Annotated in this window: 18 protein-coding genes and 1 pseudogene; 16 read left to right on the forward strand and 3 right to left on the reverse strand. The window is 63.4% G+C overall.

Annotated elements, in window-relative coordinates; all coding sequences use genetic code 11:
* The first annotated feature begins 21 nt into the window (after positions 1-21).
* Positions 22-525: an Lrp/AsnC family transcriptional regulator gene (locus tag TQ98_RS12985; RefSeq protein WP_044870107.1), complete on the forward strand. Its 504-nt coding sequence runs from the start codon at positions 22-24 to the stop codon at positions 523-525.
* A gap of 567 nt (positions 526-1,092) precedes the next feature.
* Here the strand turns inward: TQ98_RS12985 and TQ98_RS12990 are convergent.
* Positions 1,093-1,770 (reverse strand): haloacid dehalogenase type II, encoded by a 678-nt coding sequence (locus tag TQ98_RS12990; protein WP_044870108.1) that lies wholly within the window; start codon positions 1,768-1,770, stop codon positions 1,093-1,095.
* Positions 1,771-2,668: 898 nt separating this feature from the next.
* Here TQ98_RS12990 and TQ98_RS12995 point away from each other — a divergent pair.
* From TQ98_RS12995 to acs, 4 genes are all read left to right on the forward strand, one after another.
* Complete coding sequence (locus TQ98_RS12995; protein ID WP_044870109.1) at positions 2,669-4,426, forward strand: dihydroxy-acid dehydratase; 1,758 nt, start codon at positions 2,669-2,671, stop codon at positions 4,424-4,426.
* A gap of 8 nt (positions 4,427-4,434) precedes the next feature.
* Positions 4,435-5,361 carry a glyoxylate/hydroxypyruvate reductase A gene (locus TQ98_RS13000; RefSeq protein WP_044870110.1) on the forward strand — a complete coding sequence of 309 codons (927 nt, stop codon included), beginning with the start codon at positions 4,435-4,437 and terminating at the stop codon, positions 5,359-5,361.
* Between the two features lie 13 nt (positions 5,362-5,374).
* Positions 5,375-6,679 carry an FAD-binding oxidoreductase gene (locus TQ98_RS13005; protein ID WP_044870111.1) on the forward strand — a complete coding sequence of 435 codons (1,305 nt, stop codon included), beginning with the start codon at positions 5,375-5,377 and terminating at the stop codon, positions 6,677-6,679.
* Between the two features lie 275 nt (positions 6,680-6,954).
* Entirely contained in the window at positions 6,955-8,910 is a 1,956-nt protein-coding gene (gene acs, locus TQ98_RS13010) for an acetate--CoA ligase (RefSeq protein ID WP_044870112.1), read from the forward strand.
* Positions 8,911-9,233: 323 nt separating this feature from the next.
* Here the strand turns inward: acs and TQ98_RS13015 are convergent, their stop codons facing one another.
* Entirely contained in the window at positions 9,234-9,947 is a 714-nt protein-coding gene (locus TQ98_RS13015) for a cupin domain-containing protein (RefSeq protein WP_044870113.1), read from the reverse strand.
* A 40-nt stretch (positions 9,948-9,987) separates the two neighbouring features.
* Positions 9,988-10,532 (reverse strand): annotated as a pseudogene (locus TQ98_RS13020) (GNAT family N-acetyltransferase); the annotation flags it as partial.
* Positions 10,533-10,784: 252 nt separating this feature from the next.
* Here TQ98_RS13020 and TQ98_RS13025 point away from each other — a divergent pair.
* The 11 genes from TQ98_RS13025 to argE all read left to right on the forward strand — a co-directional run bounded on the left by TQ98_RS13025 (position 10,785) and on the right by argE (position 24,114).
* A complete protein-coding gene (locus TQ98_RS13025; protein ID WP_044870114.1) occupies positions 10,785-12,257 on the forward strand; it encodes an aldehyde dehydrogenase family protein in 1,473 nt (490 codons plus the stop codon).
* Between the two features lie 369 nt (positions 12,258-12,626).
* The gene (locus TQ98_RS13030; RefSeq protein WP_044870115.1) at positions 12,627-13,295 is read left to right on the forward strand and encodes a haloacid dehalogenase type II; all 669 of its coding nucleotides are present in this window, start codon (positions 12,627-12,629) and stop codon (positions 13,293-13,295) included.
* A gap of 26 nt (positions 13,296-13,321) precedes the next feature.
* On the forward strand, positions 13,322-14,596 hold the full coding sequence (locus tag TQ98_RS13035; protein ID WP_044870116.1) for an FAD-binding oxidoreductase: 1,275 nt from the start codon (positions 13,322-13,324) through the stop codon (positions 14,594-14,596).
* 127 nt (positions 14,597-14,723) lie between these two features.
* Positions 14,724-16,373 (forward strand): ABC transporter substrate-binding protein, encoded by a 1,650-nt coding sequence (locus TQ98_RS13040; protein WP_044870117.1) that lies wholly within the window; start codon positions 14,724-14,726, stop codon positions 16,371-16,373.
* A gap of 71 nt (positions 16,374-16,444) precedes the next feature.
* Positions 16,445-17,398 carry an ABC transporter permease gene (locus TQ98_RS13045; RefSeq protein WP_044870118.1) on the forward strand — a complete coding sequence of 318 codons (954 nt, stop codon included), beginning with the start codon at positions 16,445-16,447 and terminating at the stop codon, positions 17,396-17,398.
* A 47-nt stretch (positions 17,399-17,445) separates the two neighbouring features.
* Positions 17,446-18,273: an ABC transporter permease gene (locus TQ98_RS13050; RefSeq protein WP_242443115.1), complete on the forward strand. Its 828-nt coding sequence runs from the start codon at positions 17,446-17,448 to the stop codon at positions 18,271-18,273.
* A gap of 1 nt (position 18,274) precedes the next feature.
* Positions 18,275-20,098: an ABC transporter ATP-binding protein gene (locus tag TQ98_RS13055; protein WP_044870120.1), complete on the forward strand. Its 1,824-nt coding sequence runs from the start codon at positions 18,275-18,277 to the stop codon at positions 20,096-20,098.
* Positions 20,095-20,403, forward strand: coding sequence for a (2Fe-2S)-binding protein (locus TQ98_RS13060; RefSeq protein WP_044870121.1), 309 nt, complete (start codon positions 20,095-20,097; stop codon positions 20,401-20,403). Before TQ98_RS13055 ends, TQ98_RS13060 begins: the two co-directional genes overlap by 4 nt.
* Positions 20,385-21,809: an FAD-dependent oxidoreductase gene (locus TQ98_RS13065; RefSeq protein ID WP_044870122.1), complete on the forward strand. Its 1,425-nt coding sequence runs from the start codon at positions 20,385-20,387 to the stop codon at positions 21,807-21,809. Before TQ98_RS13060 ends, TQ98_RS13065 begins: the two co-directional genes overlap by 19 nt.
* Positions 21,806-22,960, forward strand: a complete 1,155-nt coding sequence (locus TQ98_RS13070; RefSeq protein ID WP_044870123.1) for an FAD-binding oxidoreductase — start codon at positions 21,806-21,808, stop codon at positions 22,958-22,960. Before TQ98_RS13065 ends, TQ98_RS13070 begins: the two co-directional genes overlap by 4 nt.
* Positions 22,957-24,114, forward strand: coding sequence for an acetylornithine deacetylase (argE, locus tag TQ98_RS13075; protein WP_044870124.1), 1,158 nt, complete (start codon positions 22,957-22,959; stop codon positions 24,112-24,114). The genes TQ98_RS13070 and argE overlap by 4 nt, the downstream gene beginning before the upstream one ends.
* Positions 24,115-24,211 lie beyond the last annotated feature (97 nt).

Here is a 24,211-nt window from a genome sequence, read left to right on the forward strand (position 1 = left end):
CCGGCCTCGAAGGTAATCGACATGCGACCTACGGCACCTCTCGACCCGTTCGATATCAAGATTCTCGTGCATCTTCAGCGCGAGGGACGCTGTTCGAACGTCGATCTGTCGGCGGCCATCGCCCTCAGTGAGAGTCCGTGTCTGCTGCGCACCAAACGTCTGCAGGATGCCGGCGTCATCCGCGGCTACCGCGCGGAGGTCGCGCTGGAGAAGCTGGGCAGCCACGTCATGGTGTTTTCCGAGGTGACCATCAGCAGCCATCGACCCCGCGACTTCCGCAAGTTCGAAGCCGGGGTCGGCAAGTATCAGGAGATCGTCGAGTGCTACAACGTCAGCGGTGGTTACGACTACCTGCTGAAAATCGTGGCGCCCAGCATTACCTGGTTCCAGGCGCTGATGGATCGGCTGCTGGAGGACGATATCGGCATCGAAAAATTTGCCAGCCGGATCGTGCTGCGTCAGCCGCTCGAGCAACGCGGATATCCGCTGACTACCATCGCAAGCGGAAGGCCAAGTTGGGACTGATCCAGTGCGGAGCCATGTATCACTTGGGGCTGTTGCCGTTTGGGTAAGAGGTGCTGACCGCTATTTCCGGAGGGTAGCTTAGCCGCCTGTTGCGATTGTCGATCTACTCGTTATGGCTGCTGTGGTGTAACCCAGCATCGGCGCAACGCTATCCATCGCCTGGTGGGTTACGCGGCGCATGAGCCTCATCTTCGCCGCTAGGACCAGCATTCGCGCCGCTTATCCACCAAGCTGAGCCAGTGCTTCAACCATATGAGCTTGCTCTGATAGATCTATTGACTGGTTCAAAACGGGATCAGACCCCTGGCTTCCGTAGTGTTTCAACCTGCCGCAACCTGAGACAAGTCGTCGAGAGGGTGTGCTCGAAAACAGCAATGCGACGAATGTTGAGTCCGAATTCCATTCGGCCCCGTTTTGTGCGTGTGGATAGTTCTGTCGGGCACGCTGGGACTCTCATTTTTCATCACCAAACAGATCCGCCTTTAGGCGTTCCGCGAGCGAACCGTACCGCGGCGAAGGCAAAAAGCGCGCCTCTCTCGTGAGCAAGGCGCGCTTCGTCTCTCTCATTCAGAGACCGAACAGACCCGGCAGACCACCGATGTCCTTGATCTCGTGGGTCGCGTATTGCGAATGAGCCGTCAGGGAGGCCTCATGGCCGCGTGCAACGAAAACGCGGGCGCCGTAGCCGAGATCCGCAGCGGACATGTGGTCGTAACGGAAGCTGGAGGAGACGTGCATCATCTCTTCCGGACCGCAGCCGAGCTGGTCGAACATGTACTCCCAGGCCTGGAGGCGGGGTTTGTAAGCCTGGGCTTGCTCGGCAGTGAAGACATGCGCGAACGGTGCACCGAGCTTGTCGACGTTGTGGTGGATCTGGCAGTTGTCGGCATTCGACAGGATTACCAGCGGGATTTCCTTGGCGACCTTTGCAAGCCCTTCCGGCACGTCCGCGTGCGGGCCCCAGGTCGGCACGGCGTTATAGATCTGCAGAGCGTCCTCTTCCCGATACGGGAGCTTCCACTTGCGGCAGGTGCGCTCAATCGAATTACACACGACTTCGCGGAACGGTTTCCAAGCACCCAGAACTTCGTCGAGGCGATAGGCGCGGAAGTCCTGTACGAATGCTTCCATCTGTTCCGGCTTGATACGGTCTGCAAAGATCTTGCGGGCCGAAGGCGCCATCTCGAAGTTTGTCAGCGTGCCATAGCAATCAAAGGTAATGTACTTGGGCGTAAATTTGCTCATGAGTTGAGTTTCCTGCCTTCGGGCCTGTGTCGTAATTGTTTACTCGGTGTAAGCGGCATTCCGAAGCAATGGCTCCAGAGTAGGCTGCATTCACATTCACACCGTGGAGAGGATTAAACAGCGAAAGGAATAAAAGATGCTTTCGATGCGAGGGGGTAGAACCGCAAAAAACACCGTTTTTCGAGGGCGCACAGCATACGGCCCCATTCCCCCCCTCTTGCGGGTAGCTGGATAGCCTGCAGTCATCTGTGCTGATTGGGCATGGACAGCCCATTGATGCCAGCCATATGGACAGGCGGCCTGAGTACGGGGCGATTCGCCCCTTAGAGCTTGGGAGTCCTGGGCGATTTACCACGAAGACCCGCGTCGCTCCTGGTGCTGCGGCAGAGAGCAGGGGCCTTTGATGCCCATCCAGAAGTCGTGGAAGTCAGGCGTTTTTACGTGGATGCCTCGGCTTCAAACCCCGATCGAAATGAACGGTACGGTGTTGAAAAGGGCGCCCAAGCTGTGTGCTGCGCGGACACCGGAAGCCAATCCGGCGGGAGATTCTGTCGCGATTTTCAGCTAGCGCCACGAGCCCGCAAGACCTAAGCAGCTGTGGCTGACCGAAGATTAATCTACTGACTCTTTTCAGGATCCTGGCGACAGGTTATTGAAGGCCATCAGACGTTCCAGATTTCGCCTTCATGGGGGGATCAATATAAAAGTGCGTAGCGCTGTCGATAATGCGACGGGTAGCTGAAGGCCTATTTCAGCATATGTTTGTTCGTCGCCAGCATGTGCTGATTGCGTTGCTTCTTATGCGCCTTCGTGCTGAATGCTTGGCGCAAACGGCAGATGATTCTCTCGGGGTTCGAATATAGTTGCTCTCACCATAGTTTCTAAAAGGCATGAAGTCATGGGCGATAATGAATCTAACAAGAGTCGGTCGCTGCGCAGCGCGCGCTGGTTCCGAAAGGACGACCTGCCCGGCTTCGTTCACCGCTCGACCCTGGCGGCATCTGGGTGGAGCCGCGAGGACCTGATGGAGCGTCCCGTCATTGGGATCCTGAACACCTGGTCCGACATCAATCCATGCAATCTCAATCTTCGCGCCCTGGCGGAAGAGGTGAGGGTGGGGATTCTCGAAGCGGGTGGTATCCCGTTCGAGGCGCCGCTGATGTCGCTGAGCGAGAACATCATCAAGCCGACCTCCTTCCCATTCCGCAACCTGCTGTCGATGGAGGCCGAAGAGTCCATTCGTGCCTATCCATTCGATGCGGTAGTGCTGCTTGGCGGTTGTGACAAGACCCAGCCGGCGTTGTTGATGGGTGCCGCGAGTGCCGGAGTACCGTGCATCTTCCTCGCCAGCGGCCCGGCGACGCCGCGTTCGTCTACCGGTGGGGACCTGGCGAACGCCACCGGCGTCTGGCGCCTGGTGGACAAGCTGCGCGCTGGCGAGCTTTCCGAAGGCGATTTCGCGGCGTTCGAACGTACCGTGATGGGAACGGCGGGTCACTGCGCCGAGATGGGCACCGCCTCTTCCATGGCCGCAGTTTGCGAGGCGCTGGGTCTGTCGCTGCCGGGCAGCAGCCTGGTTCCGGCGGTCGACCGGCTGCGCATTCAGTTCGCCCGCGAAGTGGGTCGTCGCAGTGTGCGCATGGCGAATGAAGGCGCGCCGCGTCCGGACGAGATCCTCGACGCGCGCGCCTTCGACAACGCCATCACTCTCCTCTGCGCAGTGGGTGGTTCGACCAACGTCATCATTCACCTGCTGGCGCTGGCCGGACGCGTTGGCGTGCCGCTGACCCTGGAACGTTTCGACGAGATCGCCCGCCGTGTGCCGCTGATCGCCAACGTCCAACCTGCCGGCGAGCACCTGACCGAGCGGTTGATGACCGCGGGCGGCGTACCTGCGCTGCTGAAGACCCTCAAACCGTTGCTGCACCTGGATGCGCGGACCGTCGATGGACGCACCATCGGCGAGATCATCGAGACCGTCGAAGTCGTCGATGCGGATGTCATTCGCCCGCTGGACAAGCCGGTGAAACCTGGCGAGACATTGGTCGTGGTGAAGGGCAACCTGGCGCCGGACGGGGCGGTGATGAAGACCTGCGCCGCCGACCCGAAACTGTTCCGGCATCGTGGCCGTGCGGTGGTCTTTGAAGATGTGCAGACGATTGCCGACCGTATCGACGATCCGGCGCTTGGTATCGACGAGAACAGCGTGCTCATTCTGCGCAACGCCGGTCCTGTGGGGGCGGCAATGCCGGAGTGGGGCATGCTGCCCTTGCCGCGTCACCTGATGGAGCGTGGTGTTCGCGACATGCTCCGCGTCTCGGACGCGCGAATGAGTGGTACCGCCTACGGCGCCGCGGTGCTGCACGTTTCCCCCGAGGCCGCTATCGGTGGTCCGCTCGCCCTGGTGCGCGATGGCGACATCATCGAGCTGGATGTTTCCGCTCGCCGGCTGGAACTCTGCGTGGAGCCGGAAGAGCTCGAGCGTCGACGTCAGGCGTGGCAGCCACCGCTGTCGCAGCACGTGCGCGGCTATCGCAACCTCTACAACCAACACATCGAGCAGGCGCACCGCGGCTGCGACTTCGACTTTCTCCGCGGTGCCGACGAAGAGACCCTTCCCGAAGGGCTGTTCGACGGCTGGGTAGGAGGCTGGTAGGTATCCACATGAGCATTCTCTATCGATCCGATGCACCACGTGCGGCTGCCTGGGCGGACTACTTCGCCGAGCACGCTGCGGACCTTGACTTCCGCGTCTGGCCTGACGCCGGTGACCTCAGCGAAATTGAGTACCTGATCGCCTGGCAGGCGCCGGCGGAATTCATCGCCAAACTGCCCAAGCTGAAGGTGCTCTTCTCCTCGGGAGCGGGAATCGATCATGTCGATTTTTCCGCCGTGCCTGCACACATTCCCATCGTCAGAATGGTCGAGCCAGGCATCATCAACGGCATGGTGGAATATGTGAGCCTCGCCGTCCTGGCCCTGCACCGGGACTTCTTCGACTATGTGGCGGCGAAGGCGGCGCGCACCTGGGAACCCCTTGAAGTTCCGCCTGCCTCATCCCGCACGATTGGCGTCATGGGCATGGGCTCCCTCGGCAGCGCCGTTCTGCAGCGGCTGGCGGCCTACGGCTTCCGGCTACGCGGTTGGAATCGCTCGCCGCGCCACGTCGACGGCGTCGAGAGTTTCGCCGGCCCCGACCAGTTGCAGCCGTTTCTCGAGGGGTGCGACATCCTGATCTGCTTGCTGCCGCTCACTCCGGCCACCAAGGGTATCCTGAACCGCGAGTTGTTCTCGGCATTGCCCGCCGGGGCAGCGCTGATCAACGTTGGCCGTGGTCCTCACCTGGTCGATGCTGATCTGCTCGAGGCGCTGGATTCGGGTCAGATTTCCCGGGCGATTCTTGACGTTACCGAACCCGAGCCTCTGCCAGCGGATCACCCTTTCTGGGCGCATCCACGGATGTTTCTGACGCCCCATGTGGCGAGCATGACCCAGCCAGAGACGGCGGCCCCCATCCTGATGGAGAACGTTCGCCGTCATCAACGGGGTGAGCCACTCACAGACGTTATCGATCGGTCCCGCGGATATTGAATCGAGCAGCGCCATGCATGAGTCGAAGATTGCAGACAAAAGCACGCCCTATTGGTGGGAATCGGCACCGGTAATGCCGCTGCAGTCCCAGCCGTTGGCCAGGATGCTTGACGTGGCGATCGTTGGGGCGGGCTATGCGGGGCTTTCAGCTGGGCTGGCACTGGCGCGGGAGGGGCGGTCGGTTGCCGCGTTCGATGCGATGAATCCGGGCGAGGGGGCATCCTCTCGCAACGGCGGCATGACGAGCGGCAGCATCCGCCCGGATTACGTCACCATCACCCGGCGTTTCGGCGAACGGAAGGCGATGGAAGTCGAGGCGGAAGGCAAGGTCGCGCGCGACTTCCTCTATGACTTCATCAGCAGCGAAAGGCTCGAGTGCGACTTTCAACTGGTCGGCCAGTTCAAAGGTGCAATCGGGTTCGAACAGTACGAGAAGATGGCCCGGGGTGCCGAAGCGTTGGCGAAGAAGCTCGGGATCGAGGCATATGCGGTCCCCTATGCCGAGCAGCGTAACTACGTCGGTACCGACTTCTACCGCGGCGGCACTGTCCGAATGGACATCGGAGGGCTGCATCCGGCCAAATTCCATGCGGAGCTCCTGCGGGTGGCGCTCGCTTCAGGGGTGACTGTTCATTCGTCAACATCAGTGATCTCGATAGAGCGGGATGGTTCGGTGTTTCGCGTCAAAACTTCCGCAGGGACAGTGCAGGCGCGGCAGGTCCTGGTCTGCACGAACGGCTATACCGATGGCGCCGTGCCCTTTTTGAGGCGCCGCCTGGTGCCGGTTCGCAGCCGGATGATTGCCACCGAGGAGCTCGCGCCCGAGCTGATGGCACGGCTGATGCCAAAGCAGATGATGATGATCGAGGGGCGCCAACTGGGCTTCTATTACCGCCCCTCGCCCGATGGCAAGCGCATTCTGTTGGGGGGGCGCGACAGTTCTCGCACAGGTGATCCGGAGGCGCCGAAGCTCTATTTGCGGCAAGGGCTGGTGAGCCTGTTCCCGGAACTGGCGAACGTTCGCCTCTCACATAGTTGGTTCGGCAATGTGGCGATGAACCGGCACATGCTGCCCAGGATTTTCGAGAAAGACGGCATCGTCTATGCCACGGGTTTCTGTGGTTCGGGTGTGGTCTGGGGGCCCTGGATTGGTATGCGTGCAGCCCACAAGCTGATGGGAAATAACGAGCGCGCGCGCACCACCTTCGATTTCGCACCGCCTCCCGCGATCCCTTTCTATCGCGGCAATCCCTGGTTTCTGCCAGTCATGATCGGCAGTTATCGGATCCAGGACCGCATAGCGCAGTGGCGTGCTTGACGCTAACTGGCTGCCATGGGTGCTTGTTTGGTGGGCCACAGTATTGGCTGCGTTATCCGAGTGCAGCAGCACCTCCGCGTTTGGCTTTCGGCGTGCCATGGCCATCTCCTGCTAGGCAATCAATTGTTCGCCTGGTACGAGCGAGTCATTGGTACGGGTATCCGCCTGCGCTTGGCGATCACGGGAGTTTTCGATAGGGCGAGTCCCGCCCCGGATACTGCGAAATAGGCGGCGTGCAGCCGCATCAACAACAACTATTCCCCAAGGTAAGAAAGATGAGTGCTGCTTCCCTGTACCCGGTCCGCCCTGAAGTGGCCGCCCAGTCCCTCACCGACGAAGCGACCTACAAAGCCATGTACCAGCAATCCGTCATCAACCCCGACGGCTTCTGGCGCGAGCAGGCCAAGCGCCTGGACTGGATCAAGCCCTTCACCAAGGTGAAGCAGACCTCCTTCGACGATCACCACGTCGACATCAAGTGGTTCGCCGACGGCACCCTCAACGTCTCCGCCAACTGCCTGGACCGCCACCTGGAAACCCGTGGTGACCAGGCCGCGATCATCTGGGAAGGCGACGACCCGTCCCAGAGCCGCACCATCACCTACCGCGAACTGCATGAGCAGGTCTGCAAGTTCGCCAACGCCCTGCGTGGCCAGGACGTGCATCGCGGTGATGTGGTGACCCTCTACATGCCGATGATTCCGGAAGCCGTGGTGGCCGTGCTGGCTTGCACCCGCATCGGCGCCATCCATTCCGTGGTGTTCGGTGGCTTCTCCCCCGAGGCGCTGGCCGGCCGCATCATCGACTGCGGCTCCAAGGTGGTGATCACCGCCGACGAGGGGCTGCGGGGTGGCAAGAAGGTGCCGCTGAAAGCCAATGTCGACGACGCGCTGACCAACCCGGAAACCAGCAGCGTGCAGAAGATCATCGTCTGCAAGCGCACCGGTGCCGACATCAAGTGGAACCCGCATCGCGACATCTGGTTCGAGGACCTGATGAAGGTGGCCAGCTCCACCTGCCTGCCGAAGGAAATGGGCGCCGAGGACCCGCTGTTCATCCTCTACACCTCCGGCTCCACCGGCAAGCCGAAGGGCGTCATGCACACTACCGGCGGTTACCTGGTCTACGCCTCGCTGACCCACGAGCGCGTGTTCGACTACCGTCCGGGCGAGGTCTTCTGGTGCACCGCCGACATCGGCTGGGTCACCGGCCACACCTACCTGGTCTACGGCCCGCTGGCCAATGGCGCCACCACCCTGATGTTCGAGGGCGTACCGAACTACCCGGACGTGACTCGCGTGGCGAAGATCGTCGACAAGCACAAGGTCAACATCCTCTACACCGCCCCCACCGCCATCCGCGCCATGATGGCCGAGGGCAAGGCCGCGGTCGAAGGTGCCGACGGCTCCAGCCTGCGCCTGCTGGGTTCGGTGGGTGAGCCGATCAACCCGGAAGCCTGGCACTGGTACTACGAGAACGTCGGTCAGAGCCGCTGCCCGATCGTGGACACCTGGTGGCAGACCGAGACCGGCGCCTGCCTGATGACCCCGCTGCCGGGGGCTCACCCGCTGAAACCGGGTTCCGCGGCGCGTCCCTTCTTCGGCGTGCAGCCGGCGCTTGTGGATAACCTCGGCAACCTCATCGAGGGCGCCGCCGAGGGCAATCTGGTGATCATCGATTCCTGGCCGGGTCAGGCCCGTACCCTCTATGGCGACCACGACCGCTTCGTCGACACCTACTTCAAGACCTTCAAGGGCATGTACTTCACTGGTGACGGCGCTCGTCGCGATGAAGACGGCTACTTCTGGATCACCGGTCGCGTGGACGACGTGCTGAACGTCTCCGGCCACCGCATGGGCACCGCCGAGATTGAAAGCGCCATGGTCGCCCACTCGAAAGTGGCCGAAGCGGCGGTGGTCGGTGTGCCCCATGACATCAAGGGCCAGGGCATCTATGTCTACGTCACCCTGAACGCTGGCGAAGTGGCGTCCGAGCAACTCCGCCAGGAACTGAAAGCCTGGGTGCGCAAGGCGATCGGTCCGATCGCCACCCCGGACGTGATCCAGTGGGCGCCGGGCCTCCCGAAAACCCGCTCGGGCAAGATCATGCGCCGTATCCTGCGCAAGATCGCCGTCGCCGAGTACGACGCCCTCGGCGACATCTCCACGCTGGCTGATCCCGGAGTGGTGCAGCACCTGATCGACACTAACAAAGCCATGAACGCAGCCTGATCAATCAGGCTGAGCCCAAGCCCTTTCCGGTAATTTGCTGGAGGGGCTTTCTACTGTGCGCCGGGCTTGGCGCGCTGGGTAAGCGTGGTTGTAACGACCACGCTGGTAGCTTGGCTACCTCACCGGCCAGGTGCCGTTTTAGCGAAGCGGTTGAGCTTCCTGGGCAACAAAGGCGCGCAAGTGCTCTACGAAGCATTCCTGAAAGAGTGAGCGTGCCTAGGGCAGCTGCAGTGCCAGTTGAAGCCACTCTAGCCAGTCGGCTACCCGCCAACTCATGCTGCTGGCGTGCAGGTCGCTTCGTAGTTAGTGCTTAAGTCGGAGGGTCACTTCACTACATAGATCTTGCGTACGTAGATATCGCTCTGCCAGGCGCAGTGCGCGCCGCGCGGCACGTAGATAGTGTCGCCGGTGTTCACGACCAGCTCGATGCCGTTTGCATCGCGCAGGATGATGCGCCCCTCGATCAGGTGCATCAGCTCGTGCAGCTTGTGCGGACGACCATGGCGCGTGTAGGGCGTGGAGTCCCAGATGCCGACGCGTACATTGGTCGGATCTTCGATGAAGGCACTGTGTGAGCGGCACTGCGGTGCGGGGCTGATCAGGATCTCCGCGTCCGGGCCGCCCGAAGGGGCCAGATGCTGCAGCGGGTTGAGGGCGGTGAGCCCGGGCTGGCGCTGGGCGACGGACTGAATGTCGGCGCAGAAGACCCAGCGCGAGCCCGCTTCCGCCTCAAGCAGCAGCACCGTGCCGCGGCCGATCACTGCGCCGTCGCCGGGCTTGAGTAGCAGGCTCTGGCCCGCACTCTTCAGGGTGAGCTGCCCAGCGTGGACCACGACCGTCTCCGAGTAGGGGTATTCGGCGATGCTGAAGGTGCCGCTCGCTTCGATCAGGCCGGCGGCCATGTCATTGGCGGCGGCGAAGGCCAACTGGCGCACTGCGCCGAACGGGTCCTCAGGACCCAGGGGTTCTGCGGTGAAGCGGGTGGCATTGGCGCTGCCGTCGGCGCGGGCCAGCATCAGGACGGTGAGTTCTGACATGGAATGATTTCTCCAGAGTGACGTTGAAAAGGGGGGGGCAGCCGATGGCCTGGGTCACCAGGGCGAACTGGCGGACCCCACCGGTCGCCTGGGGCGGCGTACCGCGAGCCATCTGCGCGGCCTGGTCGACACGCTTCAGTCCAGCCTTCTCCAGCCAGGCGCCGAGGCCGCTGTTGGCGGGAATATCAATGCGTACGTATTCACCCGGTACCCGTGCGAGCAGGGTGGCGATTAGCTGCTGGGCCTGCTCGTCGCCCCGGCCAGGGTGGCATTGCGCACTGCAGTGCTCGGCCCGCAGGTGTCGAGCGCCAGTTCCATCAGCCGGCGGCCGATACCGCGCCTCTGGTACTCGTCACTAACGATCACCATGCCAATTGTGGCGAACTCGCCCTGCGGGCAGGTGACAACGCTGCCAATCAACTTGCCTTGGTCCTCCACTACATACCCCTCGCCGAGGCGCTGCAGCATGGCCCCGTTCTCTTGGCGATGCGGCCAATTCAGGCGGACGGAAAGGGCGTGGGTGGCTGCGACGTCGGCAGCGTTCATCGAGCGATAGGGATAGTCGGGGCGACGTGCTTCAGACATGAATGCTCTCCGTGACGGGTGGCGGCAAACGGCGGCGATCCGCTTCATTGGAGGCTATATCCCACCCGAAATGGGCAGTGACAAGGAGGTGGTAGCAATTCGGCAGATTCGGCGCGGGAGGGGCCTCGAAACCACAGTTGCTACTCAAGGGGGTGTCAAGGTCGGCAGCAAATGCTTGAGGGATTTTTCTAGCATGGAGGCCTGGCGTTCCACCGGCCGAACAGGGGCTTGGCCCCCCATCTGGAGTACCTCATGAATAGTTTCGACCCCAGCATCGTCAAGGTGCGCAGTGCCCATTTCATCGGCGGGAGATACCGCGAAGCTCTGCCTGGGCTGGAAGTCGTTCGGCCCTCGGACGGCCGGTACTACGCCCCGCTTCCGATCGCCGATGCAATGATGGTCGACGAGGCTGTGGAGAGTGCCTGGACGGCTTTCCGCCGGAGCGATTGGGCCACCCGACCACCCCGCGAGCGGACCCGGGCCATGCGCCGTTGGGCGGATCTGATCGAGGCAGATGCGGCGACGCTGGCGCCGCTGGAGGCGATCGGCTCGACCCGACCGCATAAGGATGTGCTGGGCTGGGACATCCCCTACGTGGCCGAAGTGCTGCGCTTCTTTGCGGAGCTGGCCGACAAGCACGGCGGCCAGGTCGCGGCGACCCAGCGTGATCGCCTCGGCATGCAGATTGCCGAGCCCTACGGGGTAGTTGCGGCCATCGCGCCCTGGAACTTCCCGCTGAGCATGGCCAACTGGAAGGTCGCGCCGGCGCTGGCGGCAGGCAACGCGGTGGTCCTCAAACCCTCGGAGCTGACTCCTTTCTCCATTCTGCGCTATGCCGAACTGGCGGTGCAGGCGGGGATTCCGGCGGGCATCTTCAACGTGGTGCAGGGCAACGGGCAGATCACCGGCGACGCTCTGTGCCGTCACCCGCGAGTCGGCAAGGTGACCTTCACCGGCTCCACTGCTACCGGTTCGAGCATCATGTCGACCTGTGCGCAGGTCGGGCCGAAGCCGGTGACCCTCGAACTCGGCGGCAAGAGCCCGCAGTTGGTGTTCGCCGACGTTCCGGATCTGGAGAAGACGGCGCGCAGTGTGGCCATGGGTATCACCGGCAATGCCGGGCAGGTTTGCGTGTCGGGTTCGCGGCTGATCATCGAGCGCTCGATCCTTGAGCCGTTCGTGGCTTACCTGCAGGGCTACTTCCGAGAGCTGCGCCCCGGCCATACCTGGTCGGCGGAAACCACCCTGTCTCCGATCATTTCCAGCCAGCAGGCCGAGCGGATCGACGGCATCGTCCAGCGTTCGCGGCAGGCCGGCGCCGAGGTGCTGGCAGGTGGCGGGATGATCGAGGGGCTGGGCGGCGCCTACTACCAGCCGACACTGCTCAGCGTGGGTGACAGCCAGAGCCCGGCGGTCCGCGAGGAGATCTTCGGCCCTGTGCTGACGGTGCAGACCTTCGAAGACGAGGGGCAGGCCCTGCACTTGGCCGAGCATCCTACTTACGGGCTGGCTGCTGGCGTGCACACGGCCGACCTCAATCGCGCGCTGCGCCTGATTCGTGGCCTGGAAACCGGCACGGTGTGGGTCAATCGCTACGGGCGCAGCAACGATCACGTCCTGCCAACCGGCGGATTCAAGCGTTCAGGTATCGGTAAGGATCTGGGGCGCGAGGCATTCGAAGCCAACCTGCGCTTCAAGAGCGTGCTGATCGACATTGCCGATTGAGGGCGCCGGGCAGGCGCTTGCTACCCCCAGTGATCGTGCATTTGCCGCGGGCGCCCTGAGTGGCGCCCGTTTTATTTGGGCTCGGCGCAGCATCTGCCGTTCCTCGATTGAGAAGAGCACTCGGACGCGCGCTGGAAGGCCCCGTAAGGGTGCGTAGACCGGGGCTTTGCCCGCCTCTGGAGCGCTCCGCAAAGTCTGCTGGCGCCGGCCCGTAAAACGGTGCTTTGTATCGAGGGCTGAGTTTTTTTAACGTCATCTGCTGGATTCGCGGTGCTGTAATTATCTGGCAGTGCAGCGTCGCTTCAGGCCCCGCCCCGACCGGAGCCGATGCCGGACGCGACCACACCAACAAGACACCAGGACTGCGCCATGAGCATTCTTCGCCCCAAGTACATCACATTCGACTGTTACGGAACCCTGACCAATTTCCAGATGGGCGACATGACCCGAGAGCTGTTCGCCGATCGCGTGCCCGCTCGGCAGATGGATCAGTTCGTCAAGGATTTCGCCGCTTATCGCCTGGACGAGGTGATGGGGGACTGGCGGCCTTACGATGAAATTCTCAGGAGCGCTATCTCTCGCACTTGCAAGCGCTGGGGGATCGAGTGCCGCGACGAGGGGCAGCATTACTACGATGCCGTGCCGACCTGGGGTCCCCATCCTGACGTGCCGGCCGGCTTGTCGAAGATCGCCGACAAGATCCCCCTGGTGATCTTCTCGAACGCGATGGACGAGCAGATCATGTCCAACGTCGACAAGCTCGGTGCGCCTTTCCACAAGGTGTTTACCGCCCAGCAAGCCCAGGCCTACAAGCCACGTCTGGCTGCCTTCGAGTTCATGCTGGACAGCCTCGGTTGCAGCCCGGAAGACGTGCTGCACGTGTCCTCGAGCTTCCGCTACGACCTGATGCCCGCCGACGACATGAAGATCAAGAACAAGGCCTTCGTCGCCCGCGGCCACGAGCAGCCCGGTAACGCCTGCTACAGCTACCGGCAGATTGCGGACATCGGCGGACTGGCTGCTCTGGTCGGTCTCTAATCGCAACATTGCACGAGGGGTTGGAGATGCATAGCGATTCCTATTGGCTCGACACCGCACCGGCGTTCACTGGGGCGCAGACGGGTGCGTTGCCGGCGCAGGTCGACGTGGTTGTCGTCGGTGGTGGCTTTACCGGTCTGTCGGCCGCCCGCGCACTGGCCCTCAAGGGTGCGAGCGTGGTCGTGCTCGAGGCCGGGCGGGTGGTCGGTGAAGCTTCAGGGCGCAACGGCGGGCATTGCAACACTGGGGTGGCCCAAGACTACTCCGGGCTCGTCGCCAGTCTTGGTGCCGAGCGCGCGCGCGATTATTACCTCGCCTATGAAAGTGCGGTGCAGAGTGTCGTCACGTTGGTCGAGCAGGAGCATATTTCCTGTGACCTGAGGCGCAGCGGCAAGCTCAAGCTCGCGGCCAAGCCCCAGCATTACGAGGGGCTGGCGCGGACCTGTGAGCTGATTCGCCGAGAGGTCGATGCCAACGTCGAGCTGCTGTCCGCCTCGCAGATTCGTGACGAAGTGGATTCACCTGGGTTCCACGGTGGCCTGCTGCAGCGCAATGGTGTGCAGATGCACATCGGCCGCTTCGGCATCGGTCTGGCCGAAGCCGCGGCGCGGCGCGGCGCGCTGGTCTATGAGCGGACCACCGTGCAGGGCTGGAAGGCCAGCGCTGCTGGCTATCGGGTCGACACCAGCCGGGGCAGTCTGCAGGCCGGGCAAATCCTGATGGCAACTGGCGCGAGCCAGCACGGCGGATTGGGCTGGTACCGGCGGCGCATCGTACCGGTGGGCAGCTTCATCATCGCCACCGAAGTGCTGCCCGAGGATGTGCTGGCCCGCTTGCTTCCGCAACAGCGTTCGTACGTCACCAGTCGGATGATCGGGAACTACTTCCGGGTAACCCCGGACAACCGCCTGCTATTCGGCGGCAGGGCTCGCTTCGCCATGTCCGGCGGCAACTCCGACGCGAAGAGCGGCAAAGTGCTGCAGGCGGCGTTGGCACAGATGTTCCCGCAACTGGGTGATGTGCGCATCGACTACTGCTGGGGCGGGCTGGTGGACATGACGTCGGATCGGCTGCCTCGGGCAGGTCAGCACGGCGGTATCTACCACTCCATGGGCTACAGCGGCCACGGTGTGCAGATGTCGGTGCACATGGGCCAGGTGATGGCCGACGTCATGGGGGGGCGAGCCGAGGCCAACCCCTGGCGGGAACTCAATTGGCCGGCGATTCCCGGGCACTTCGGCAAGCCCTGGTTCCTGCCGTTGGTGGGCGCCTATTACCGGGTTCAGGACTACTTGCACTGAGCATGTTCTGGTTAAGGAGAGTTATCCCGAACGAGCTGGATTGTTGATTCACCGTCGTTTGCGTTACCAGGTCGCTCCGCTTGATCGCGGACATTCGAACCTTCCAATTATCGACAGGTAGAACGATATGACTGACAACAAGAACAATATCGAAACCCAACTGATTAGCGGTGAGCAGAGCCAACGTATTTTCGAAGGGCTCAATCGCGGCATGTCGCGCCGCGATGCGCTGCGCATGCTGGGGCTGGCGGGTATGGCGGTGGCAGGCGCAGGTAGCCTGTTCGGCTCGGCGGGCCAGGCCTTCGCTGCCACTTCCACGGCTACGGCTGCAGGGAAGGGCAAGCGCGGCGGCCGCATCAAGGTCGCCAGCGCCACCAGTTCCACCGCCGATACGCTGGATCCGGCCAAGGGCGGGAACTACACCGACTATTGCCGCCACAACATGTTCTACAACGGTCTGACTACGCTGGACGATCAGCTGGCGCCGCAGATGGCCCTGGCCGAGTCGTTCGACACCAGCGACGCAACTTCCTGGACCATCAAGCTGCGCAAGGATGTGGTGTTCCACGACGGCAAGCCGTTCACCTCGGCCGACGTGGTCTATTCGCTGAACCGTCACAAGGTGCCGGAGCTCGGTTCCAAGGTGCTGACCATCGCCAAGCAGCTCGAGGAAGTGAAGGCCGTCGGCCCGCACGAGGTGCAGATCCGCCTGGGCAGCGCCAACGCCGACCTGCCGTCCCTGCTCGCCACCACGCATTTCCTTATCGTGCGCGACGGCACCACCGATTTCACTCTCGCCAATGGCACCGGGCCGTTCAAGTGCGCCGAGTTCCAGCCCGGCGTGCGCTCGATCGCCAAGCGCAACGACAGCTACTGGAAGCCGGGCCTGCCCTACCTCGACGAGATCGAATTCTTTGCCATCCCCGACGAGGCAGCGCGCATCAGTGCCCTGCTGGCCGGTGACGTGGATCTGATCAACCCGGTCAACCCGCGTTCGGTTTCGCGCATCCAGGATAACCCCAAGGTCGCCCTGATGGAGACCAAGACCGGTGGCTACACCGACCTGGTGCTGCGCGACGAACTGGGCCCGTTACAGAATCCGGACTTCGTCCTGGCGATGAAGCACCTGCTCGATCGCAAGCAGATCAATCGGGTCGCCTTCCGCGGTTACGGCACCATCGCCAACGATCAACCGATCGCCCCGAGCAACCGCTACTACTTCGCCGGTTTGCCGCAACGCGAGCTCGACCCGGAGAAGGCCAAGTACCATCTGCAGAAATCCGGCATGGCCGGGCGCACCCTGCCCCTTGTGTGTTCAGAAGCCGCGACCGGCTCGGTGGATATCGCCCAGTTGCTGCAGCTCTCGGGCCAGCAGATCGGCCTCAAGCTCGATATCAAGCGAGTGCCGTCCGACGGCTACTGGTCCAACCATTGGATGAAGCACCCGCTGGGCTTCGGCAACGTCGGTACGCGGCCGACCGCGGATCTGCTGTTCAGCCTGTTCTTCCAGTCCGACGCGGGCATGAACGAATCGGGTTGGAAGAACGAGCAGTTCGACCAGCTGCTGCTGGCCGCCCGCGGCGAGACCGACGAGGCCAAGCGCAAGCAGATGTACGCCGACATGCAGGTGCTGGTGCATGAGCACTGTGGCATCGGTATCCCGCAGTTCAACAGCAGCCTCGACGGCCACAACGCCAAGCTGAAAGGGCTCTCGCCGCATCCGCTCGGCGGCCTGATGGGCTACATGTTCGCCGAACGCGTCTGGCTGGATGCCTGACGCAGGTTCGATAACCAAGGCGCCGCCTGCAGGGTCGTGCAGGCGGCGTCATATAAGAAAAGGGTTCAGTTATGAACAGCACCATTGCGCGCCTTGTGATTGGTCGATTGGCGGTAGGCGTGCTCACGCTGCTTATCGTGTCGCTGGTGGTCTACTTCCTCACCAGCCTGCTGCCCGGCGATGCGGTTCAGGAGCAGCTCGGTCAGGAAGCGACCCCGGAAGCGGTGGCGGCCCTGCGCGCGCAGCTCGGCCTGGACCAGCCGGTGTACTTGCGTTACCTCTTCTGGCTGGGCGGGCTGGTCACCGGCGATCCCGGTATCTCCCTGGTCAACGGCATGGCGGTCGACGAAATGATCGCAGGCCGGCTACCTAACAGCCTGCGTCTGGCCGCGATCGCGGCGTTGGTCTCGGTGCCGCTGGCGTTGACCATCGGCATTCTCTCGGCGATGTACCGCGGCTCGATCTTCGACCGCTACAGCAACATGGCGGCGGTGTTCGCCGTGTCCGTCCCGGAATTTCTGATCGCCACCGTCGCTGTGCTGATCTTCGCCGTGAAGCTAGGTTGGTTGTCGGCGCTGTCGCGCGATGTCGAGGTTGAAACGCTGGGCGAACTGGTCCGGGTCTACGCCATGCCGGTGCTGACCCTGTGCTGCGTGCTGACCGCGCAGATGGCGCGTATGACCCGCGCCGCGGTGATCGATCAGCTCAGCGCTTCCTATGTCGAAATGGCAATTCTCAAAGGGGCACGGCCGATCCGCGTGGTGCTGCGCCACGCGCTGCCCAATGCCATCGGGCCGATCGTCAACGCCGTCGCCCTTAGCCTGTCGTACCTGCTCGGCGGCGTGGTCATCGTCGAGTCGATTTTCAACTATCCGGGTGTCGCGACGCTATTGGTCAACGGCGTGATCACCCGTGACTTGCCACTGGTACAGGCATGCGTGATGTTGTTCAGCCTAGGTTTTCTGGTGCTGGTGCTGCTCGCCGACCTCTGTGCAATTCTGTCCAACCCGAGGCTGCGCAAATGAAACTGAGCACTAATCCAGCGAAACCAAACGCAGGGGATGGGGCCGTCGTGCCCCGCAAGCGCCGCTTCCGTCTGTCCGTCGGCGGACTTATAGGGCTGCTGATCGTTCTGTTCTGGGCCCTGATGGCCTTCATCGGTCCGCTGATCGCGCCCCACGACGCCAATGCCTTGGTCAGCGACGAGTTCTTCGGCCCTCTCAGCCTGGAGTATCCGCTGGGTACCGATTTCCTGGGCCGCGACATCCTCAGCCGGCTGCTGCATGGCGCCCCCTACACCATCGGCGTGGCATTGGTGGGGACCCTACTGGCCTGCACGGCCGGCTTGGTGCTGGCCCTGGTGGCGGCTGCCTCCGGTGGCTGGATCGATGCAGCCATAAGCCGTATCCAGGACACGCTGATCGCGATTCCGAACAAGATCTTCGCTCTGCTCATGGTGGCCTCGTTCGGCTCCTCGGTGCCGGTGCTGCTGTTGATGGCGGCCTTCGCCTATATGCCAGGCTCCTTCCGCATCGCCCGTGCCTCGGCGGTGAACGTAATGACCATGGACTTCGTCCGGGTCGCCCGCACCCGTGGCGAAGGTATGCCCTACATCATCTTCATCGAAGTGCTGCCAAACATGCTGCGCCCGGTGCTGACCGATTTCGGCCTGCGATTCGTGTATGTGGTGCTGCTGCTCAGCGCGATGAGCTTCCTCGGCCTGGGCATCCAGCCGCCGGACGCCGACTGGGGCTCGCTGGTGCGCGAGAACATTCTGGGTCTGGGCGAGGGTGCCCCGGCCGTGCTGGTACCCGCGGTCGCCATCGCCACCCTGACCATGGGGGTCAATCTGCTCATCGACAGTTTCGGCGGTCGGTCCAAGCGTGAGATGGAGAAGTGAGATGAACGAAATCGTCAAGGTAAGCGGTCTGCGAGTGGCCGCACGCAACGATGAGGGCATCGACATACCTATCGTGCACGGTGCCGATTTCAGCCTGAACAAGGGCGAGGTACTGGCGTTGATCGGTGAGTCCGGCTCGGGCAAGAGCACCATCGCGCTGTCGTTGATGGGCTATGCACGCTCCGGCTGCCGCATCGTCGGCGGCTCGGTGCGCATCGGCGACGTCGACGTGCTGAAGCTGTCGAATGCCGAGCTGGCAAAGTTGCGCGGGCGCACTGTGGCCTACATCGCACAGAGCGCAGCTGCGGCATTCAATCCGTCCAAAAGCATCATGGAACAGGTGATTGAAAGCGCACTGATCCATGGCGTGCTGACGCGGCAGGAGGCGCAGGCCAAGGCCGTCGAGCTGTTCCGGGAGCTGGCGCTGCCGGAACCTGAACGCATCGGCGCGCGTTATCCGCACCAGGTCTCGGGCGGGCAGCTGCAGCGGCTGATGGCCGCCATGGCGCTGATCACCGATCCGGCGCTGGTGATTCTCGACGAGCCGACCACCGCGCTTGATGTCACCACGCAGATCGAAGTATTGCGGGCCTTCAAGCGGGTGGTCCGTGAGCGCGGCGCTACCGCGGTGTACGTCTCTCATGACTTGGCGGTGGTCGCACAGATGGCTGATCGTATCGTCGTGTTGCGCGGTGGCGAGATCCAGGAAAACAACCGTACTGAACAGATTCTGGCGGCTGCGGAGCATCCCTATACCCGCAGCCTCCTGGCTGCGTTGAAGCCGGAGGCGCTGCCGAGCGCGAGCGATCAAGCGACTGCACCCTCGGCCGATGTTCCGCTGATCGACGTCCGAGGCCTGGAGCTTTGCTACGGCCCGAAGAAGGTGCTTCAGGATGTAGACCTTCAGGTCCGACGCGGCGCCGCAGTCGGCGTGATCGGCGAGTCCGGGTCGGGGAAAACCACCCTGGCGATGGCTATCGCAGGCCTGGCGGACCCGTCGGCTGGGCAGATCCTGCTGGACGGCCAGCCCCTCAGTAGAACGCTGGCCGGTCGTACCCGTGAGCAACTGCGGCGTGTTCAGTATGTCTTCCAGAACGCCGATACGGCGCTGAACCCGCGGCACACCATCGAAGAGATCCTGGGGCGCCCGCTGCGCTTCTATCACGGCATGAAGGGGCAGCAGCAGCGACGGCGGGTAGCCGAGCTGCTGGAGCTGGTACAACTGCCCGCAAGCATCGCACAACGTCTGCCCGGAGAGTTGTCCGGTGGCCAGAAGCAGCGCATCAACCTGGCGCGGGCTCTGGCGGCGGAGCCGGATCTGATCCTGTGTGACGAAGTGACCTCGGCACTGGATACGGTAGTGGGGGCCGCGATCTTGGAACTGTTGCGCGATCTGCGCCGCGAGCTGGGGGTTTCCTACCTGTTCATCAGTCACGACATCTCCACTGTGCGTGCCCTGTGCGACGAGGTCGTGGTGATGTACAGCGGCCACAAGGTGGAGACAGGCGATTGCGAGTCGTTCGCCCAGGCTCCGTTCCATCCTTACACCGATCTGCTGATTCATTCGGTACCTGAACTGCGCCAGGGCTGGCTGGAGAGCTGCGGAAGCAAATGCGGGCCTCTGCCGCCGGTCACCGCGCCGTCCCGCACAGCGGATCTCTGCACCTTCCTCGATCGTTGCCCAGTGCGCATCGAAGGTCGCTGCAACCACAGCGCGCCGCCGCGCCGGCAAATCGGTGGGGGCGAGGTGCTCTGCCATCACACCGGCGATGAATTGCTCAAGGTGCAGCAGATCGCCGAGAAGATCTCAAGGACATACGCATGAACGGACGATTCGTACGGCTCGCCGAGCGCGAGCGCGCCACCGTCCGCCTGACGGTTGACGGCACGCCAATCGAGGCGCTGCAGGGCGATACCCTGATGGTGGCAATCCTCAGCCAGCGCGCGGCGCTGCGCCAGTCGGAGTTCGATGACGGCCGGCGCGCCGGCTTCTGCCTGATGGGGGCCTGCCAGGATTGCTGGGTCTGGACCCGCGATGGCGGGCGGTTGCGGGCCTGCTCCAGCGAAGTTCGCGAGGGCCTGGATATTCTCACCAAACAACCGGAGGCAGTATGGCCACTGCGCGGCTGAATAATCTTCGAAAGGACCAGGCCCGGGTAGTGATCGTCGGTGCCGGGCCGGCCGGTACGCGCTGTGCCGAGGCGTTGGTGGCGGCTGGTATCCGGCCGATCCTGATCGACGAGAACCGTCGCGACGGCGGGCAGATCTATCGCCGCCAACCCGAGGGCTTCACCCGCGACTATGCGACGCTCTATGGCAGCGAGGCGGACAAGGCCCGTGCGCTTCACGAAACCTTTGACCGACTGCGCGGGCGTATCGACTACCGGCCTGACACCCTGGTCTGGAACCTCACCCCGGGGCAGCTGTGCTGCGTCAGCCAGGGCAAGCATTGCACGGTCGATTACGATGCGCTGATCCTCTGCACGGGGGCCAGCGACCGACTGATGCCGATGCCCGGTTGGCAGTTGGCCGGCACCTACAGCCTGGGCGGCGCACAGATCGCCCTCAAGTCGCAAGCGGTATCGATCGGCCGGCGTGTGGTGTTCATGGGCAGTGGACCGCTGCTCTATCTGGTGGCCAGCCAATACGTGAAGGCGGGAGCTGAGGTCGCGGCCGTGCTGGATACCTCGCCGCTGAGCAAGCGCATCGCCGCCCTGCCGAAGCTGTTGGCGCGTCCGCGCGTGCTGTTCACCGGGATGAAACTGCTGGCCCAGCTCTTGCTGAAGGGTATTCCGGTGCACCTCGGCGTCGAGGCGCTGGAAATTCTCGGCGATCCGGAGCGCGGTGTCAGCGCGGTACGGGTCCGCAGCACCAATGGAGATTCCCTCTCATTCTCCTGCGATGCCCTGGCGCTCGGTTATCACCTGCGTCCGGAAACCCAGTTGGCCGATATGGCCGGCTGCGGCTTCCGTTTCCAGGAAGCCTCTCGGCAGTGGGTGCTGGACATCGATGAGCAGGGTAGGACTACCGCGGCTGGTGTGTATGCGGCCGGCGACGGGACACGTATTCGCGGTGCCGATGCCGCCGAGCTCGCCGGTCGTCTGGCTGCGCTGACCCTGCTGCAGGACTTGAACGAACCGGTGGATCTGGCACGGATCGCCGAACAGCAGCAGGCTTTGGCGACGATGGAGACCTTCAGCCTTGGCCTCTACCAGGCCTTCCCCTGGCCGGCCGGGCAGGCCAAGGCACTGCCCGACAAGGCCATAGTCTGCCGCTGCGAGATGATCAGCGCCGGCGAGCTGCGCAACACGGTGCGCGAGAAGGGCGCCTGCGAGGTCAACCGTGCCAAGGCGTTCAGCCGGGTCGGCATGGGCCGCTGCCAGGGCCGTTACTGCTCGCAAGCCGGTGCCGAGGTGATTGCCGCGGCAGCCGGCGTGGCAGTTGAACTGGTCGGCCGTCAGCGTGGCCAAGCGCCGGTCAAGCCGCTGTCGATGCTGACCGAGGAAGTAACGCCGAGCGAGGAGGTAACGCAGTGAGTGTGCACAAGAGTGATGTACTGATCGTCGGCGGTGGCCTGATGGGGGCGGCCTCGGCGTTTTTCTTGCGCCAACGCGGGCGCTCGGTAGTCCTGCTCGAGCGGGACATGGTTGGCCAGTACGCCAGCGGGGTGAACTTTGGCAACGTGCGCCGCCAGGGGCGCTTCCTCGGACAGTTGGAGCTGGCCAACCGCTCCTGGGCGCTATGGCATCGCCTGCCGGAACTGATCGACGACGACCTTGAATTCATTGCCAGCGGGCATATGCGGGTCTGTTACCGGGAGGACGAGATCGCCGAACTAGAGGCGTACGCCGCGGCGCCCGAGGCGCGCGAACTGGATCTGCGCATCTATAGCGGTCGCGAACTGCACGAACGTTTTCCCTTCCTCGGCCCGGAGGTCAAGGGCGGCTCCTATGCGCCGCACGACGGTCACGCCAACCCGCGACTGGCCGCGCCTGCCTTTGCCCGTGCTGCGCGGCGCGCTGGGGCGATAGTTGAGGAGCGCACCGAGGTGTCCACAGTGCAGAAGGTCGGTGGGCAGTTCCATGTGACGACCCGCGACGGTCGCGAGTACCGCGCCGAGCAACTGTTGATCACCGCTGGCGCCTGGGGTGAGAAGCTTTCCGCGCAGTTCGGTGAGCCGGTGCCGCTGGTCACCAAAGGCCCGCAGATGTCGGTCACCGAGCCGGTACCCTATGCGCTGAAGACGGTGATTGGTGTGTACACCAAGCATCCCGAGGAAATGCTGTACTTCCGGCAGATTCCGCGCGGCAACATCATCATCGGCGGTTGCAGTCACACCACGCCGGACATGCTCAACCGAAGGGCGCATTTCGATCCGCAGAGCCTCCTCAAGCAGTTGCAACAGATGCACCGACTCGCGCCGCACATGTGCAACCTGAACATCATCCGGACCTGGAGCGGCATCGAGAGCTACCTGCCGGACTCGCTGCCAATCATGGGGCCGAGCTGCCAGGTTGACGGGCTGTTCTACGCCTTCGCCTTCTGCGGTCACGGCTTCCAGCTCGGCCCCGGGGTCGGTGACGTGATGGCCGAGTTGATGAGCACCGGTAGCACCAGCACCTCGATTGCGCCGTTCAGCATCGGCCGCTTCGCCGAGGCTCCCGAGCAGCGGAGCAAGGCGTCATGAAGCCGCGGGTCCTGGAGATTCTCAAGCGGTTGATCGCCTTCGAGACGGTGTCTGTCGATTCCAACCTGGCGCTCATCGAGTACGTGCGCGACCTGCTGCTCAGCAAGGGCATCGAGTCGTTGATCGTCAAGGACGAGAGCGGTCGCAAGGCCAATCTGTTTGCCAGCACCGGCCCGCGTGAGGTGCCGGGCATGCTGCTGTCCGGGCACACCGACGTGGTGCCGGCGGCGGGCCAGGCCTGGACGGTCCCGGCGTTCCAGGCAACCGTGCGCGACGGCAGGCTCTACGGCCGTGGCAGCTGCGACATGAAGGGCTTCATCGCCCTGGCCATCGACGCGATGCTTGAGGCGGCAGACAACTCCCTCAGCCGGCCGCTGCAACTGGCCCTGTCCCATGATGAGGAGATCGGTTGCGTTGGCGTGCGTCGTTTGCTCGACGTGCTGCACCTGGCCCCAGTGCGACCCTTCCTGTGCATCGTTGGTGAGCCGACCGATATGCAGTTCGTGCTTGGCCACAAGGGCAAGGGTTCCTACCGCACCCACTGCCGTGGTCAAGAGGCCCATTCCTCGCTGGCGCCACGCGCGGCCAATGCCATCCACCTGGCCTGCGACTTCATCACCGCGCTGCGCGAGGGCCAGCAACGGTTGATGCTGCATGGCGCCCAGGACAGTGCCTACGATATTCCCTACAGCACCGTGCACGTCGGCGTGATCGATGGAGGCAAGGCGCTGAACATCGTCCCCAATCAGTGCAGCCTCGAATTCGAGGTGCGCAACCTTCCGGGCGACGACCTGGAGCAATTCCTCGACGGCATCCGTGAGCGCGCAGACGCGCTGGCTCTCGAGGCGCGCCTCGTGTCCCCCGTGGCGTCCATCGAGATCGAGACCCTGAACGTCTACCCGGGCCTCGACACCCACCCCAGCGCCGAAGCGGTGCGCTTGTTGCAGGCCTTCGCGCCGCCGGACACCGGCACCACAAAGGTGTCGTTCGGCACCGAGGGCGGTCTGTTCAATCAGCGCCTGAACGTGCCGGTGGTGGTCTGCGGGCCGGGTTCCATCGAGCAGGCACACAAGCCCGACGAATACGTCGAGGTCAGCCAGATGGACGCTGGCGAGCGTTTCCTCGGCGCGTTGCTGGGTTCGCTGAAAAGCTAGCCGCAGTCGCGTGGCGCTACGTTTCGAGCAGCGGATAACAATTCACAAGGAATCGGCAGCGCGGCGACCTCGTCGCGTTTGCCCAGCATGCTCCGGG

The organism is Pseudomonas sp. LFM046 (genome assembly GCF_000949385.2).
In the GTDB taxonomy this organism is placed as follows: domain Bacteria; phylum Pseudomonadota; class Gammaproteobacteria; order Pseudomonadales; family Pseudomonadaceae; genus Metapseudomonas.

Bases quoted from the DNA above. Each gene is read 5' to 3' on its own strand.
- TQ98_RS12985 (WP_044870107.1), top strand. From the start codon at position 22: ATGCGACCTACGGCACCTCTCGACCCGTTCGATATCAAGATTCTCGTG.
- TQ98_RS12990 (WP_044870108.1), bottom strand. From the start codon at position 1,770: ATGAGCAAATTTACGCCCAAGTACATTACCTTTGATTGCTATGGCACG.
- TQ98_RS12995 (WP_044870109.1), top strand. From the start codon at position 2,669: ATGGGCGATAATGAATCTAACAAGAGTCGGTCGCTGCGCAGCGCGCGC.
- TQ98_RS13000 (WP_044870110.1), top strand. From the start codon at position 4,435: ATGAGCATTCTCTATCGATCCGATGCACCACGTGCGGCTGCCTGGGCG.
- TQ98_RS13005 (WP_044870111.1), top strand. From the start codon at position 5,375: ATGCATGAGTCGAAGATTGCAGACAAAAGCACGCCCTATTGGTGGGAA.
- acs (WP_044870112.1), top strand. From the start codon at position 6,955: ATGAGTGCTGCTTCCCTGTACCCGGTCCGCCCTGAAGTGGCCGCCCAG.
- TQ98_RS13015 (WP_044870113.1), bottom strand. From the start codon at position 9,947: ATGTCAGAACTCACCGTCCTGATGCTGGCCCGCGCCGACGGCAGCGCC.
- TQ98_RS13025 (WP_044870114.1), top strand. From the start codon at position 10,785: ATGAATAGTTTCGACCCCAGCATCGTCAAGGTGCGCAGTGCCCATTTC.
- TQ98_RS13030 (WP_044870115.1), top strand. From the start codon at position 12,627: ATGAGCATTCTTCGCCCCAAGTACATCACATTCGACTGTTACGGAACC.
- TQ98_RS13035 (WP_044870116.1), top strand. From the start codon at position 13,322: ATGCATAGCGATTCCTATTGGCTCGACACCGCACCGGCGTTCACTGGG.
- TQ98_RS13040 (WP_044870117.1), top strand. From the start codon at position 14,724: ATGACTGACAACAAGAACAATATCGAAACCCAACTGATTAGCGGTGAG.
- TQ98_RS13045 (WP_044870118.1), top strand. From the start codon at position 16,445: ATGAACAGCACCATTGCGCGCCTTGTGATTGGTCGATTGGCGGTAGGC.
- TQ98_RS13055 (WP_044870120.1), top strand. From the start codon at position 18,275: ATGAACGAAATCGTCAAGGTAAGCGGTCTGCGAGTGGCCGCACGCAAC.
- TQ98_RS13060 (WP_044870121.1), top strand. From the start codon at position 20,095: ATGAACGGACGATTCGTACGGCTCGCCGAGCGCGAGCGCGCCACCGTC.
- TQ98_RS13065 (WP_044870122.1), top strand. From the start codon at position 20,385: ATGGCCACTGCGCGGCTGAATAATCTTCGAAAGGACCAGGCCCGGGTA.
- argE (WP_044870124.1), top strand. From the start codon at position 22,957: ATGAAGCCGCGGGTCCTGGAGATTCTCAAGCGGTTGATCGCCTTCGAG.